Source organism: Paenibacillus glucanolyticus NBRC 15330 (assembly GCF_004000885.1).
In the GTDB taxonomy this organism is placed as follows: Bacteria; Bacillota; Bacilli; order Paenibacillales; family Paenibacillaceae; genus Paenibacillus_AQ; species Paenibacillus_AQ glucanolyticus.
Window position 1 is genome coordinate 230302 of sequence record NZ_BIMC01000006.1, and the last position, 16440, is coordinate 246741.

General features: G+C 51.8%; 12 protein-coding genes. 8 read left to right on the forward strand and 4 right to left on the reverse strand.

The genetic code is table 11. The annotated features are described in order from the left end of the window. Positions 1 to 20: 20 nt before the first annotated feature. The 5 genes from PGL02S_RS12445 (at position 21) to PGL02S_RS12465 (ending at position 10292) form a co-directional block, all read left to right on the forward strand. Entirely contained in the window at positions 21 to 347 is a 327-nt protein-coding gene (locus PGL02S_RS12445) for an antibiotic biosynthesis monooxygenase family protein (RefSeq protein ID WP_036641130.1), read from the forward strand. Positions 348 to 381: 34 nt separating this feature from the next. Beyond that, on the forward strand, positions 382 to 1377 hold the full coding sequence (locus tag PGL02S_RS12450) for a Gfo/Idh/MocA family protein (protein WP_036641239.1): 996 nt from the start codon (positions 382 to 384) through the stop codon (positions 1375 to 1377). A 225-nt stretch (positions 1378 to 1602) separates the two neighbouring features. After that, entirely contained in the window at positions 1603 to 5661 is a 4059-nt protein-coding gene (locus tag PGL02S_RS12455; RefSeq protein WP_036641131.1) for an S-layer homology domain-containing protein, read from the forward strand. 295 nt (positions 5662 to 5956) lie between these two features. Further along, entirely contained in the window at positions 5957 to 9532 is a 3576-nt protein-coding gene (locus tag PGL02S_RS12460) for a family 10 glycosylhydrolase (RefSeq protein ID WP_036641132.1), read from the forward strand. A 121-nt stretch (positions 9533 to 9653) separates the two neighbouring features. Then, positions 9654 to 10292: a TVP38/TMEM64 family protein gene (locus PGL02S_RS12465; RefSeq protein ID WP_006208553.1), complete on the forward strand. Its 639-nt coding sequence runs from the start codon at positions 9654 to 9656 to the stop codon at positions 10290 to 10292. On the opposite strand, the gene PGL02S_RS12470 is transcribed toward PGL02S_RS12465, so the two are convergent. Continuing rightward, positions 10287 to 11957 carry a PH domain-containing protein gene (locus PGL02S_RS12470; protein WP_036641135.1) on the reverse strand — a complete coding sequence of 557 codons (1671 nt, stop codon included), beginning with the start codon at positions 11955 to 11957 and terminating at the stop codon, positions 10287 to 10289. The genes PGL02S_RS12465 and PGL02S_RS12470 overlap by 6 nt on opposite strands. Continuing rightward, positions 11950 to 12432, reverse strand: a complete 483-nt coding sequence (locus PGL02S_RS12475; RefSeq protein ID WP_036641136.1) for a PH domain-containing protein — start codon at positions 12430 to 12432, stop codon at positions 11950 to 11952. The genes PGL02S_RS12470 and PGL02S_RS12475 overlap by 8 nt, the downstream gene beginning before the upstream one ends. Before the next feature lie 334 nt (positions 12433 to 12766). Here PGL02S_RS12475 and PGL02S_RS12480 point away from each other — a divergent pair, with 334 nt between their 5' ends. The 3 genes from PGL02S_RS12480 (at position 12767) to PGL02S_RS12490 (ending at position 15312) form a co-directional block, all read left to right on the forward strand. After that, positions 12767 to 13723, forward strand: a complete 957-nt coding sequence (locus PGL02S_RS12480; protein ID WP_036641137.1) for a helix-turn-helix transcriptional regulator — start codon at positions 12767 to 12769, stop codon at positions 13721 to 13723. Between the two features lie 55 nt (positions 13724 to 13778). Beyond that, positions 13779 to 14288 (forward strand): GyrI-like domain-containing protein, encoded by a 510-nt coding sequence (locus PGL02S_RS12485; RefSeq protein ID WP_006208558.1) that lies wholly within the window; start codon positions 13779 to 13781, stop codon positions 14286 to 14288. A 349-nt stretch (positions 14289 to 14637) separates the two neighbouring features. After that, positions 14638 to 15312: a pectate lyase gene (locus tag PGL02S_RS12490; RefSeq protein WP_036641139.1), complete on the forward strand. Its 675-nt coding sequence runs from the start codon at positions 14638 to 14640 to the stop codon at positions 15310 to 15312. Positions 15313 to 15452: 140 nt separating this feature from the next. Here PGL02S_RS12490 and PGL02S_RS12495 read toward each other — a convergent pair whose 3' ends face one another. Beyond that, complete coding sequence (locus PGL02S_RS12495; RefSeq protein WP_036641140.1) at positions 15453 to 15923, reverse strand: GNAT family N-acetyltransferase; 471 nt, start codon at positions 15921 to 15923, stop codon at positions 15453 to 15455. 129 nt (positions 15924 to 16052) lie between these two features. Next, positions 16053 to 16409: a YheC/YheD family protein gene (locus PGL02S_RS28780; protein ID WP_231888019.1), complete on the reverse strand. Its 357-nt coding sequence runs from the start codon at positions 16407 to 16409 to the stop codon at positions 16053 to 16055. Positions 16410 to 16440: the final 31 nt, after the last annotated feature.

A 16440-nucleotide genomic window follows, 5' to 3' on the forward strand; every position in this document is an offset into this window, starting at 1 on the left:
AACTGGAGAGGGGGAAGAGGATGACGGAATACGCGAATACGCCGAAGCCGCCTTATTATGCCTGCATTTTTGTGTCCAAACGAACGGAGGGCGACCGGGGTTACGGAGCGATGTCCGATAAAATGGCGGAACTCGCTGCGCAGCAGCCCGGCTATCTGGGGGGGGAATCTGCTCGGGATGAGGGTCTAGGGATCACGGTTTCGTACTGGGACTCCTTGGAGGCCATACGTTTATGGAAGGAGAACGCGGCTCATCAGGTAGCGCAGGAACGGGGCAAGAACGAGTGGTATGAAAGCTTTGGCTTGCGAATTTGCAAGGTGGAGCGGGACAGCTTCTATAAGCTCTAGGCAAGACCTGATCATGAAGAGGAAGAGGAGGATGATGATGCAGAATTCGGGTAAGATCAGATGGGGAATCATGGGGACAGGCTGGATTGCGGAGCAGTTTGCCGCCGATCTGGCCTATGTGGAGAACGCCCAGTTTCTGGCTGTCGGTTCCCGTACGACCAGCAGTGCAGGTGAGTTTGCGTCTAAATATGATATTCCGCGGGCATATGGGAGTTATGAGGAACTTGTGTCAGATTCCGAAGTCGACGTTGTGTATATCGCAACTCCGCATCCCTTGCACCGGGACAATGTCATGTTGTGTCTTCAAGCAGGGAAATCCGTGCTGTGCGAGAAGCCCTTCACGATCAACGAGGATGAGCTGGAGGAGCTGGTATCGGCTGCGCGGGAGCGGAAGCTGTTCCTGATGGAGGCCATGTGGACGCGTTTTCTTCCACCCATTCGGCAGGTGCGAGCATGGTTGAAGGACGGACTTATCGGCGACGTTCGGTTAGTGAAGGCCGATTTTGGTTTTCGGAGCGGTTGGAATCCGCAAGGCCGTTTGCTCAATCCTGAACTCGGCGGAGGCGCGCTGCTGGATGCAGGGATTTATCCGGTGTCGTTTGCATCGATGATTTTTGGCGCCCAGCCTGAGAAGATATGGAGTACTGCGCATATTGGAGTAACGGGCGTGGATGAGCAGTTCTCGGTTGTGCTATCCTATGAATCGGGCAAGACGGCTTCGTTAAACGGGGCAATCCGTCTCGGATTGACGAATGAAGCTTATATATATGGGACAGGCGGGTATATTCATATTCCGTCTTTCCTGAACGCAACAACCGCTTCTCTTCATGTAGATGGAGCGGAACCGGTACGGGCCCTAGATGATCGTCAGGCGAAGGGTTATAACTTCGAAGCTTACGAAGTGGGACGGTGTCTGCTGGAAGGGCGGCTTGAGAGCGACGTGATGTCACTGGATGAGTCCCTTGCGATCATGAGGCTGCTGGATCAGATCCGGGGCCAATGGGGACTTAAGTACCCTTCGGAAGGATAAGTTGGTTCGTGTGCAGCGAAGCAGTGTGGGAGGAACTTCCCGCACTGCTTTTTTTTGTGATTAAATACGGATAGCCCAGGAGCAGCGCAGCTTCTTTAAGCGCAGATGTCATTATTTACATAAGTTTTACGGAGAGATAACAAGCCATTAACTCCCCTTTGTTATGCTGGAGCTGTTTGAGAGCGGTGTTGCAGACCCATCCTACATAATAAAAGGAGAGAATTAATGATTAATCACGTGTACAAAAAGCTATTATCCATGCTGTTATCCACGGCACTCGTGTTTGGATTTTTTGCAGGTCTCGGATTCCCGGCAGTGGCGGAAGCCGCGACACCGGGTCAGCCGGATATTTTGCTGCAGCGTAATGCCGATTGGAAATATTTTGATCAGGGACAAGATTTAACGACCGTTTGGCGCGCTACCTATGACGACTCCTCTTGGGCAAATGGACTGGCTCCATTCGGCTATAAGGATAACGGAAGTGGTGTAACCACTGCGGAATTTGGACCGCTTCAGACCGTAATGGACTATGGTACGGACAAAGAACTCAAACACCGCACGACTTACTTCCGTACAAATCTTCAGGTTAACAAGGATCAAATCGACGGTTACGGCCAGATTCTCGGAACGTTTGGCGTTGATGACGGCGCCGTGCTCTATGTCAATGGACATGAAATCAGACGTATGGGGATGCCTGGCGGTGAAATCACGTATTCCACCAAGGCCACTTCCAATAAGGACCTTCCGGTTGTATATGCGGATGTGGACCTGACAGAGCCGCTGAAAACATACCTGCAGGACGGCAGCAACGAAATTGCGGTCGAGGTTCACCAGCAGAGCGACAGCAGCTCGGATCTGTACTTCGATATGGAGCTTATCGCGTTAGAACAGGCTCCGGTGTTGGATATCTCCAAGATTACGGTAACTTTCCATGGAGACACAACAAGCGAGAAAGGATTCACCTGGTATACTCCGCTGGGATCATCCCGGAGCGATGTTCAGGTTGTGGAGAATCGCGGCAGTACGCCTGATTTCGCTCAAGCGCAAGTGTTTCACGGACGGACTTCCATCTCTGCGAACTCTCCGGGCGAACATGTTCATAAAGCGGAAGCGACCGGTCTGGCGGCGGATACGTCCTACTATTTCAGAGTTGGGGACGAAAGTCTGAATCTGTGGAGCGAGGCGGGTACCTTCGAGACGGCACCTGTAAGCGGAGCCTTCTCGTTCATCGACCTGACGGATACGCAGGCGAAGGAGGAAGACGAGGCGATGCTGTCCGCAGCTACCTTGTCCAAGGCGCTTGCGACCATCCCTGATGCCAAATTCGTTGTCCATAATGGGGATGTGGTGGAGAACGGGACTTCGGAGCAGGAGTGGAACTGGCTCTTGGGCCATTCACAGTCCAGCCTTTTGAATACCACAATCGCTCCGTCCGCGGGCAATCATGAGGACAAGAATTACGCTTTCTATGAGCACTTCAATGTGAAGGAGCCGGATAACGCTGCAACAGAGACCGGCGCATATTACTCTTACGACTATAGCAATGCCCATTTCATCGTGCTCAACTCCAATGAGAATTCGGCCGAATATGCGAACTTCTCCGCGGAGCAAGTAGCCTGGATGAAGCAGGATGTGGAGCAAGCGAAGGCTGCAGGGGCAGAATGGATTATCGTAAACATCCACAAGGGTCCTTACACGACTTCGAATCATGCAACCGACAGCGATATCATTGGCGTGAATGGCGTGCGTAGTAAAATCGCGCCTCTAATGAATGAACTTGGAATCGATATGGTGCTCCAGGGTCATGATCACATCTATGCGCGTACGAAGCCGATCAAGCGTGACGGAACGGCTGAAGATGTCACCAAAATTACTGAGACGCTGAACGGTGAGAGCATTGAATATGCGGTCAAGCCGGATGGAACGATCTACATGATCCCAGCGACCGCCGGGGCCAAGGTTTATTTTAAGAACCAGAAGCCGGAGCTCGGGGACGCGTATTTCAATTTGTTTGAGCGCGCGGAAGAGAATCATGCCCGTCAGTACGGGGACACAACCAGCTTAGCCAGAGGCCATATACAAAATTTCGTCGGGATTACAATCGACGGCGGCAAGCTGACGGCTGTTACATATGAGATTGATCAGAACCAGAATAACGCGCAGCCGTTCATCGTGGATCAATTCGGAATCATGAAGGAAACGAAGCCGGATCCTGTTCAGGAAAAAGTGAGCAAGGTGACCGTTACATTCCACGGCGATGCCACAACATCCAAGGGTTTCACCTGGTATACTTCCCAGCAGGTGACAGGCAGTGACCTTCAAGTTGTGGAGAAGACGTCTGCCGCACCGGATTTCACAAACGCCAATTCGTTTAGCGGACGTTCGGCTCCTTCTACGAATTCGGCAGCAGAACTTGTACACAAAGCAGAAGCAGCCAAACTCAAGCCGAATACGACCTACTATTTCCGCGTAGGCGATGAGACACTAGGCGTTTGGAGTGACATGGGAACCTTCCGGACCGCACCGAAGAGCGGAGCGTTTACATTCATTGATCTGGCGGATACGCAGGCGAAGGAAGAAGATGAAGCGGTGCTTTCATCCGAGACGCTTACCAAGGCGCTTACTGCGGTTCCGGAGGCAGAATTTGTCGTTCACAATGGAGATATCGTGGACAATGGCGTCAAAGAAGAGCAGTGGGATTGGCTGTTAGGACACTCGCAGGAAAGCCTGCTTCATACAACACTGGCCCCTTCCGCGGGAAATCACGAGGACGAGAACTATGCTTTCATTGAGCATTTTAATCTGCAGCAGCCGGAGCATTCAGCAACGGAGACCGGAGCTTATTATTCGTACGATTACAGCAACGCACATTTCGTTGTGTTGAATTCGAATGAAGGCTCGGCGGAATACGATAACTTCTCGGTAGAGCAAGTAGAGTGGCTTAAACAGGATGTCCAAAAAGCCAAGAAGGACGGTGCGCAGTGGGTGATCGTTAACATCCATAAAGGCCCGTACACCACGTCGAACCATGCAACAGACTCCGATATTATGGGGGCTAACGGTGTTCGTACCAAGATAGCTCCGATAATGGCAGAGCTTGGCATTGATTTTGTGTTGCAGGGTCATGATCACATCTATGCACGGACCAAGCCGATCAAGTCGGATGGCAAGGCGGCAGAACCGGTGAAAATTACGGAGATGTTAAACGGTGAGAAGCTGGAATACTCGGTAAATCCTGACGGTACAATCTATTTGATTCCGGCAACCGCAGGTCCGAAGGTCTATTATAAGAACCCTAGCTCAAGTCTGGGGGAAGCGTACTACAACCTCTTCGAAATTGCAGACGAAAATCACGCTGCCAAATACGGTCCGGACCCGAGCGATAACCGGAGACCAAAACGCAGCCAGGTGCAAAATTTCGTCGGCATTACGATTGACGGCGGCAAGCTGACGGCTGTTACGTACGAAATCGATCAGAACCTGAATGGAGCACAGCCATTTATTATCGATCAATTCGGAATTGTGAAGAAGGATGTTCAGACGCCGAATCCGGATCCAGGGACTCCTAATCCTGGCACACCGGATCCGGGTCCTGGCACATCCAATCCAGGATCAGGAACCAACTCGGGCTCGGGCAGCAATCCAGGCTCCGGTTCCGGTAATGAGACCCATCCTGGCAATGGATCGGGCACAGGCTCTCAGCCTGGCACCAATCCAGGCTCGGGTTCCGGCAACGGGAATCCGCCAGTCATCCTGAAGGATACGGCGGGACACTGGGCCAAATCAGCCATCGATAAGGCCGTGGCAGCAGGCTTCGTGAACGGTTATGGCGACGGAACCTTCCGTCCGAATCAACATGTAACGCGTGCAGAATTCATCACTATGCTGGGACGTGCATTGGGTCTGAATGCAGGTGGTACTGCCCTGACGTTCACAGATACAGCGAAGATCCCTTCCTGGGCGAAGGATGCTGTAGCCCAGGCGTCAGAAGCCGGCATTATAAGCGGCTACAAGGATGGATCCTTCGGCCCTCATCAAGGGTTATCCCGAGCAGAGCTGGTTGCTATGGTTGTTCGCGCCAGCGGGATCGGTACCGATTCTGCAACGAAGCTGAGCTTTAACGATACGAAGGATATCCCGGCTTGGGCGCGGCCTTATGTAGCCGCTGCAGTTGAAGCAGGGCTTGTAGGTGGAGTGGGCAATAACCGCTTTGCTCCACAGCAGGTCGCCACCCGGGCGGAAGCCGTAACACTTATTATCGGACTTCTTGAATATACGAAATAAAGGAAGAGTTGGAAGAAGCCAATGCGGGAGTTTTGTCCCGTGTTGGCTTTTTTATGCCGTCTACGTCAAGGACTATGAAAATTCCTGCTTAAAATATAAAATTTTATTTTATTAAAACTATTGAAATTTGAAATAAAATTTCAATATGATAGAGCTAGAGATGAACGAGAGATCAGGTCCGTGCGATCATCTACTCTAGCCAGGGATCGGAGGTGAGTGTCAGCCCGATTTACTTACAGATTGGGATCAAGGTTTAGGATTGTAAGCACTCATACTATAGGGAGTGAATTGATGAATGATAACCAAAAGGCGTGTCTATCGAAGCAGCAAGTCTGTCCTGTCCATGACACTGGCGTTAGCCGTGATGTTCAGTTCGGCCGTTTCCGCGTGGGGCAATTCCATTGAAACGAATGCAAGCGGCGGAGAGCCGGGAGCGGTGGTGCTGGAGGATTTCGAATCAGTAACGAATCTGTTTGCGTCTTCCGTAAGGGGGAAGGCCGAACTGGATTTAGCGGAGAGGCCGGAGCGAATCTATTACGGGCGTCACGCTGCAGCTTTAACTTATGATTTTGTAGGCAGCGAATCCGGCACCTCGGCGGCTTATCTCAACTTCAAAGACCCGGATGGATCAACAGGCAGAAGCATTCCCGGATCACCGAAGGCACTCGGCTTATGGGTTTACGGCGACGGCGGCAACCACTGGCTCCGTGCGCAGCTTCAGGATTCTGCAGGCGGTAAGCATGCCGTTGATTTAACAGCCACCACCTCCGGTTTTAGCTGGAAGGGCTGGAAATACGTCAAATTTAACGTTCCCTCGGCCATCAAGACTCCTCTCAAAGTGAATCAAATCTACGTCACCGAATTAAAAGACACGAATAAAAACAAAGGTACTGTATACTTCGACAGACTAACCGCATTCTATACGGCTTCCCCGGTATACGGGCTCGACATCGGCGGGCTGACGCCCATGGGTGCTGGAGAATCGGTCATGCCGCAAGTCTATGGAACCTATGAAGGTCAGACGGAACCAGCCTTATTGACATCCGGCGTGAAACTGACCAGCAGTGACGAAACCATCGCTACCGTTACGGGCGCTACATACGACACCATTGAGGCCTTGAAGCCGGGAACGGTGACCATCACGGCTGAGTACGGCGATGCGCCTAGGGCTCAATATGAGCTTCATATTACGCAGGATACTCCGGTTCCCTATGAATTGCTGTTATCCGGACCGCTTCATATGGAGACTAGCGTTACCGGCGACATGAGAACCAGCGTGGTTTACTCCGTCTACGGAAACCAGACCGATCCTGTGTGGATGACCGAAGGGATCAGTTATACAAGCGATCAGCCAGGCGTTGTGTCGGTCGACCAAGCGGGTCAATTGACCGCGGTTTCCGAAGGAACGGCAGCCATTACCGCCTCGTATCGGGGAGCTGCAACACAACACACCATTACGGTGACAGATCCTGTTCCTGTTCTGCAGAGCATTGAACTTCAAGGACTTACGTCCGTGACGGTAGGAGATTCTTTTGAAACGGTTGTATCGGCTACGTACTCCTGGATGAATGAGCCGGTAACTATAGAAGAAGACGTTACGTTTACCAGCAGCAATTCAACCGTCGCTTCTGTTACGGATCAAGGGGTTGTAAGCGGTTTGAAGGTAGGCTCCGCTAGAATAACAGCCACATTCCAGGGAAAGAGCAGCTCGCTCTACATTACGGTAAATGAAACCCCGGAGCATCCGAAAACGGAGATGAGGGCAGCATGGATCGCTACCGTTGACAACATTGACTGGCCAGCCAAAGGGGTCACCGATCCGGCCCAGCAGAAGGAGCAGTTTATCAGCCTGCTTGATCAGCTGGAGAATGCGGGGATGAATGCGGTCATTATGCAGATCAAACCAACCGCGGATGCATTTTATCCGTCAGAGTATGGGCCTTGGTCGGAATGGCTGACAGGTGAACAAGGCAAGAATCCGGGTTATGATCCGCTGGCATTCCTGCTCGAGGAGGTGCATAAGCGAAACATGGAGTTTCACGCCTGGTTCAATCCATACCGCATCAGTCTTCAAGGGGACGTCAACCAGCTTGTAGAGGATCACCCGGCCAGACAGCACCCGGAATGGGTTGAGGAATATGGCGGCAAGCTGTATTTCAATCCAGGGGTGCCGGAGGCACAGCAGTTCATCATTGATGGAGTCCTGGAAGTCGTTCGGAATTACGATATCGATGCCGTGCATTTTGACGATTATTTCTACCCGTATCCCGTAACTGGCGTGGATTTCCCGGATACGGATACCTTTAATCAATACAAGGGCTCCTTTACAAATAAGAGTGATTGGAGAAGAAATAACGTCAATGAATTTATTCAGAACGTGAACGAAGCCATCAAGGCAGAGAAGAGTTACATGAAATTCGGCATCAGCCCGTTCGGTATTTGGAAAAACAAATCCAGCGACCAGGCCGGCTCCGAAACGACGGGCCTTGAGAGCTATCATGCGATTTACGCGGATTCGAAGAAATGGGTCGAAGAAGAGTGGGTCGACTATATTACGCCGCAGATTTATTGGAATATCGGGTACTCCGCAGCGGCCTACGATAAGCTGATCGATTGGTGGAGCGGTGTCGCTGCCGGTAAGAATGTACATCTGTACAGCGGACAGGCGGTGTATAGAATCGGGACAACACCTGAATGGTCCAATCCCGAGGAAATGCCGAACCAGGTGAAGTACAACCGCAATTTTGAGGAAGTCCGGGGCAGCATGTATTTCAGCTCCAAATGGTTCGCGCTGAATCAGCTCGGATTCACGGACAGACTGAAGAACGATCTGTACCGATATCCGGCACTCATCCCGGCTATGCCTTGGATTGATTCGGCGGCACCCTCTGCGCCCAAGCAGCCGAGGGCCAATCGAGCACAGGAAGGTGTGAAGCTCAGCTGGTCTTCGATTGACGACGAGACATATTACGCGGTTTATCGTTATGATGGACGAGCCGCCGGCAATATGCAGGACCCGGCGCATTTGTTAGGGACCTTCAGGAAAACAGCCGGTATAACGCAGTCCTATATCGATCATACTGTCGCAAAGGGACAAACCTACACGTATGTTGTGACGGCTGTCGATCGTTTGCATAACGAGAGCAGTCAGAGTCCATCCGTAACGATAACAGCGGGAGACAGCGGCGAGCCGCCGGTTGACCCGCCGGGGAATCCGAGTCCACCGGTGACGCCTCCAGTGACCCCGCCTGTAACTCCACCGGTCACTCCACCGGTCACTCCGCCGGTGACACCTCCCGTAACGCCGCCGACTCCACCGAAACCTCCGGTGTTCAACGATGTGGACAGCATAGGCTGGGCGAAAGCGGCGATTGAGGAACTGGCTGCGCTTGGCATCGTAAAGGGAGTGGGGCATGATTCGTTCCAGCCGCTGAAATCGGTGACACGAGCCGAATTTCTGGCCATGCTGGTCCGAGCCTTCCAGCTAACAGGGGAGGCAGAGCTTGAATTTACCGATGTAAGGCCGTCCGATTGGCACTATGCGATCATCGCATCTGCGGTAGAGGCCGGGCTGGCCCAAGGCATCGGCGGCGGCAAATTCGAGCCGAACCGGCCGATAACCCGTCAGGAAATGGCGATCATGAGCGCCAATGCATTAACATTATTCACCGATATGAAGGCACAGGATGAGGATGGTACCTTGGCGAAGTTTAAAGACGGCAGCAGCATTGCAGGTTATGCAAGAAACGCAGTGGCACTCTTGGCCGAGAAAGGCGTGATCCAAGGAACCGGAAATGATCGGTTCACGCCGAAAGGAATCGCCAATCGAGCTCAGGCAGCGGTGATCATCTATAATCTGTTGAATCTTTAGGGTGATAAGAGTGACAAAGGGACATCCCGGGCTATGAGCCTCGGGATGTCCCTTTTGCCGCTTTGTTCAGGTAGACATGCTCCATGGTACAATAGAAGTATTACGAGCTGGAGTGTGGTGCATGGTCAAGAAATTAGCAATGGCATTGGTGTACATTGCCATAGGCGGTCTTATTTACGTTTACGGCGATGCTATTCTTGCATGGATTCAGACGACGGACAGCATGATGCTCATTATGTTCATGGCGGTCATCATGGCCTTGTTCCCCGTGATTCCGTATCCGATTGTCGGAGGTGTTATCGGTGCTGCCTTGGGTCCGGTTATCGGCGGACTGATCACTTGGGTCGGGTCAACCGCCGCTTCCATCCTTATGTTTATGTTCATTCGATACGGTTATCAGGAATGGGGCACCCGGATGCTTCATCGTTATGACCGTTTAGGAAAAGTGACAACGATGTTCGAACGGAATGCCTTTTTGACCATCCTCTTTACCCGGTTGATTCCGTTTATTCCTTCCATCATTATCAATGTGTATGCCGCTCTCAGCAAGGTGACGTTTACATCGTACACCATGGCGTCCGCCGTGGGTAAAATCCCTGCGATGCTGCTGTTCTCGATGGTAGGAGATAATCTGATGACCGACCCTTCCCATATCATCATAACCATAGGTGTGTATGGAGTCTTTCTGGCCGTAACGCTTCTCGTATACCGATGGTCGGGCTTTGGCCGTTCAGGTAGAACGGAAGCCGAGCGGCTATAGCAACTCAATGGGTGGGTTATTCCGTTCTGTCGGGACGGTGGCCTCACCCTTTTTCTTTTGGAACCACGCTCGTACGGCCTCAATCTCTTGCTGATCCATCCCGCTTAAACTTTCGTTGATCTCGCTGAATATCATCTTCACTTGAAGAGACAGAAGACCTCTTCTGCGCTGCCTGCGGGTACCCGAAATTTCCATGACAATAATCTGTGGACGGCGAATATACCTTGTGGACAGCGCAATGAAACGGCTGCGGATCGTAAGCTGCTTATCGGTTACATTTAAACCGGAATCCCTGTGTGAGCGGAGCCCCCAGCTTACAGCCAGCGGGAGCAGCAGAAGCGATAACATACCCGGCATTTCAAAATACCAGATACACGCGGCGCTTGCCGCTGCGGCAAAGCCGAGCTTCCACCGAAGGTACATCCACTTTGCACGGGAAGGAGGAGAAGCCGAAATGGCTTGAGCTGTAAATTGGGGTGTAACCCGCTCCAGGAGCTCCGGAATATCCGTGGTCTTCAGCAGAGGGTGTAGCATGAAATGCTTATCGGATTCTGAAGTAAGCACATGAACCTTTACCTCGGCGTAACCGAACCAGCGCCGGAACACGCCCTCCTTCACTGTAATAGCGAGTACTCGCTCAGGAGAGAAGAGCAATCTTTTTTTCTCCAGCAGTCCGCAGCTGACCGAGATTTGTTTGCCGATACGCTCGACCGTAAATCCCGCATATTTAATCGTGTAGAGCACGGCAGAGAGCAGCCAGGACACAACAAGCGCCAATACGGCGATGCTGATCCAGCTGCCGGGCAAGAGCTTGCCTGCCGATTGAAACGCCGACTGGTACATCTGATCGGGCAGCAGGTCATCGGCAAAAGACAGAATACCGCCCACAAAGGCTAAAGCCAGTGACAGATTGGGTGAGGACAGCGCCGCGATGAGCAGTCGGCCCGTGGATAGCTGCAGCAGCGTGCTGCGTTCCTCCTCCACTGTGAATGCGTCGCTCGCGTTTCTTCTATCTGCAGCGTTAGGATCAGCGTTTATGGCCGGATTGTTTTGCCGACTCATGTTAAGGTCTGACGGGTCAACGGACTCATGGATCGTCCGTGGCTCCGGCAGCTGGACAGATAGCCCTTCCGACTCGTCGCGCAAGTTGTGTTCAGATTGCTCGCGGCCCTCATACGTTTGCTGCTGAGCCTCACGTTCCGTCTGTCTGGTTCGGGTTCGCTCTCGCAACCAGCGCTGGAGCCGTTCACCTTCGCTATTGGTGATGGCAGGCAATAAGCCGCCGCCTTCCGTTTTGCCTGGAGTTTCGATGCGAACCTGCGTAAGCCCCAGTATTCGCTGCAGTAGAGGCTGCTCCATATTCATGGAGTGAATGCGGCCGGTGTAGATGGATAACTCCTCACGGAACAGCACGCCTCGGCGGATGAGGATTTTGTCTTCCTCTAACGTATAGACGAAGCGTTTCCACTTCAGGTATCCGTATAACAGAAGCAGTCCGGCGATGATCACGATGACAGCGGATAGCCAGTACCATGGGATGTCACGAAGCGATTTTCCGTTTAGGAATTTAATGGATACCAGGGCGGCAACCGGAATGAGCGATTTTACGCTGTTAACGAGCGGAAACAGAATGAACAGCCGGTGAAGCCTTGTCGGTTCATTCATCGTGATCCACCACTTTTGCCAGCTCGCCGATCTGTTTTTTCAGTTCCTCTGCTTCCTCCAGCTTAAGCGCTTGAATGACATGTGTCGTTGCAGCGGTAACGACTTTTACCTTGGCCAAGCCATATTTGCGTAGAAGCGGTCCCCGCTCCAGCTCGACATGCTGAACGCGCGTCATCGGGACGAGGGTATCGCTGAGCCAGATCCACCCGGAGCGCAGCTCCAATTCTTCCTCGCTTACCTTATAGCCGAATTGCTTGTAGGTGAAAGAAGGCACAGCCCAAGTAAACCAGGCCCCGAGAGCCAGTAGTCCGAGCGTGATCCATCCCGGAATCAAGGTCCATCCCAGCATGCCAGCCACAATGAGATAAGCGGCCGCCGCAAGTAGAATAACCCCATCTGTAATGAAGCCCGATATACGAGAGATGGTTATCGAGTCCGGGTGACACCTGTGCATGGTGTCGAGTCGATTGTTCATGTAGGTTCCTCCTTGATGTAACAAGATCGAACAGTCATTGCGTATTCTATGTATGTCTACGTTGCTTGGGAAAGGAGCGTTTCATCCTCCCCTTTGAATGGCCGTGCCCTCATTGTAGCATAACAGTTTAACGAAGCTCTGAACCTGACCTAACGGTTGCTTGAACACATCCCGGTTCGGTTAAGCTGGAATTAAGGAAATCGTCAGGCATTCCCGATAGGAGTGTTGCCTTCGAGAAGGCAGTATAAACAGATGTTCTGAAATACTCTCATAAGGCTTGAGCGTGAAGTTTCCTATATAATGAAGTGATTGCTGAATGAAAGGGTAGCGTGTCATGAAAATAGATCGACTGTTAGCCATTACCGTGCTGCTTCTTAATCGGGGGAGACTCAGCGCCAAAGAGCTTGCCGAGCGGTTTGAAGTATCGAGCAAAACCATTTACCGCGATATGGATACGCTATGCCGGGCTGGAATTCCGATTGCAGCCCACCAAGGGATATCCGGCGGATTCGAGATTATGGAACATTATATGATAGACAAGTACTGGTTATCGGCTGAGGAGATGAGTACGCTTGTCACAGCGGTCAAAGGGCTCAGCAGTGCGCTGGATGATCAGCAGATGGACATGCTGCTTGAGAAGGTAAAAGCGCTGCTGCACCGGGTAGAGCAGGGACATGGAGATGAATACCGGAGGAACCGGGATCCGGTTATTATGGATTTCCAGCCATGGGGACAGCGTCAAGGTTTGAAACCTGCCGTGAGCTTGCTCAAGAAGGCAATCCTTCAAAAGCGCCGAGTCAGCATGGCATATATAGATGCCAAAGGAGCTGCGGAGCAAAGAAACATAGAACCTGCGTCACTGATTCTGAAGGGGAATATCTGGTATGTGCATGCCTTTTGTTTGGAGCGGGAAGATCATCGCGTATTCCGGTTGTCACGAATGCAGGATATTCAGATCCTGAGTGAGACTTACAAGCCAAGACCATTGCCGAGTCTGGAGCGATTGGAATGGGAGTCCTCCTGGTCAAACGCCCGGGAGGAGGAGACAGTGCTGTTATTCCATTCCAACGCGCGGCAGAGGATGGCGGATATGTTTTCGCCGGAGCAGATATCCGTTAACCCGGACGGGTCTTTACGCGTGCACGTGTTATACCGATTGGATGAATGGTTTTACGGCATGGTGCTAAGCTTCGGGGATCAGGTGATGGTCGAGCGTCCCGCCGAGGCAGCCGAGGAAGTGAAGCGAAGGGCGCAATTAATCATGCGGCGCTACGATAACCAGGACAGATAGATGTCCACGTTACCTCTGTAGAATGGAGTTATATTCATTTCAAGGAGGATACAGCATGAGTAATAGCAATGAGAAGCAAATCGAGCGATTCGTAGAGGTCAGACCCGCCATGTCGATTCAGGGTGTCGGTGTACGAACGACAAATGAAGCGGAGGCAGGACCGTTAGCCAAGATACCCTCATTATGGGATCGATATTTCCAAAGCGGGCTGCAGGCATCATTGTCCGATAAGGATCAGGCTATTTATGCTCTATATACCGATTACGAGAGCGATGCGTCCCGGGCGTACACCCTGGTCATCGGTAACCGGATGGATGAAGGCGCAGCTGCCGAACCGTCCGATGAACTGCTTCAAGCGCACGTCCCGGCATCCAAGTATTTGGTGTTTCGGACAAGGCGAGGCCCTTTAATGGAGATCGTACCGCAGGTATGGTATGAAATTTGGAGCTACTTCGAGCAAGCAGAGGAGAAAAGGACGTTCACAGGAGACTATGAACGATACGATACGCTGCAGTTTGATCCCGCCAATACTGTGGTGGATGTGTATATCGCCATTGAATCGTAATCAAGCACCGCCAAACGGCTCCAGCACATAGGGCAGCCGTCTGACGGTAAATACAGCTCTCGTTCCTATGTCTGGGCATCAGGCGTAGGGCGTGAGTTTTTTTCATTATAAGGGCAGCGACGGGCAGTTCATGAGCAATCTTCAGATATGACTCCATATGTAAGCGATGAAATCTAATATAAAGATTATTCCTGTTATGGAATTAATTTGATATCGTTGTGGCGAATACATAACGAGGTGCACATCGATTGTGTATTCATATGATGCGTGTATTCAATGACAATGCAAAGGAGAGAAGAGCTTTGGAATAAAGGGCTCCGCCCAATTCAAATTCGAAAGGATGAGATGGATGAAAAAAATATGGAGTTTGATTTTATCTGCTGGTTTGGCCGTGTCATGGTATGGTTTAGCGCCATCAACGGCGGAGGCGGCTGCCACCGTTGTCAATGAGACGATTCGCGTTGAGGCCGGGCAAACCTTTGACGGAAAAGGCCAGACGTATGTAGCCAATCCGGACACGCTGGGGGACGGAAGTCAAGCCGAGAATCAGAAGCCGGTCTTCCGGCTGGAGGCAGGAGCTACCCTGAAGAATCTCACAATTGGAGCACCAGCCGCGGACGGAGTTCATTGTTATGGCAACTGCACAATCCTCGATGTGACATGGGCAGATGTAGGCGAGGATGCGCTGACACTGAAATCGTCGGGAACCGTGAATATCACGGGCGGCGGGGCGTATAAAGCCTATGATAAGGTGTTCCAGATCAATGCAGCGGGAACAATTAACATTAAGAACTTCAAAGCAAACGATATCGGCAAGCTGGTTCGGCAAAATGGAGGCACCTCATTCAAAGTGGTCATGAATGTGGAGAATAGCGACATCTCCCAAGTGAAGGATGCGATTCTGAGAACGGACAGCAGCACGACGACAGGGCGGATCGTGAATACGAGGTATTCCGGTGTGCCGACCTTGTTCAAGGGTTTTGCGTCAGGCAATACGACCCAGTCCGGGAATACGCCTTATTAGAATTCGACAAGCATAGACTCTAAGCTAAAAAGCCCGGAAGCAGTGTTCATGCTGCTTCCGGGCTTTGTTGGGTTCGTTTTCGTGAGCAGACAAGAGCGGAATCCCACCTGCTCTTCACCAGAGCCAGAGATAATTGGGCATTACACCTTCTCCATCGTAATGAACGTATGGCTTCCATTAGAGAACGCCGCATTTTTAACGAAACCTGTGGCGGTGTACAGGGCGATGGCACGCGCATTGAACTCGGCAACGGTTAAGCGAAATGATTGGGTATTATGCTGGTTCGAGATGGACTTCAGTACGAAGTTGAAGAATTCACGCCCCCGGCCCTGTCCCGTCCACTCGGGGAGCATTCCAATTCCAAGATCGAGCAGATCCTTATCGTATACACCAAGTCTGACACCTGCAGGTACCTGGGCGGAGACACCGGTGCAGAAGAATCCAATCAGTTGACCGGCTTCATTCAAGACAGCGGTGTAAGGCTGTTCCAACAGCTCTTGCAGCGACTCTTCATCATCATCCTGATTGTACAGGTCATATGGCGGCTCGTATTTCCACTGCAGAATTTGCTTGGCGAGGTTTATGGTCATCAGGGAGGTTACATAGGGCATGCGTATCACCTTTTTCTCTAAATAAGATTATAGTCACCATCCATTGTACGAGAATAGGCTGACCTCTTCATTATCGTGTCTCTTCTAGTGCTTGGCTCGTTTCAGATCGCCTTATTCCATTCGAGGACTCTATTCACCCTGCTTCGATTTGGTACAGTTGAGCGGATACCGTCTTCCGTATGCTCTGCCGTAAGCCACGATTCGCTGGATCGTATCCTGTTCCCTCAGTTTGGTGAATGGACATGGGTCGGGGAGTGTGTTCACTTCGAGGATCCAGGGGGTGAGGTCTTGGTCCACGGCAAGGTCGAGCCCTAGCTCGTTCAATGCCGGATACCTATGGCTCATGTGAGCTGCCACCGACAGGGCGTCGGAGGGCCCTGTTGTCAAGTTGGAATGAAGTTTAACCGCCTTGGCGTGGGTCTGCACCACATGCTGTCTGCGGCAAGTGCTTGGCGGGTAAATTTCTTGCAGCCAATTATGCGGCAAACGATAACACGCTGACACTTGCCCTCACCGT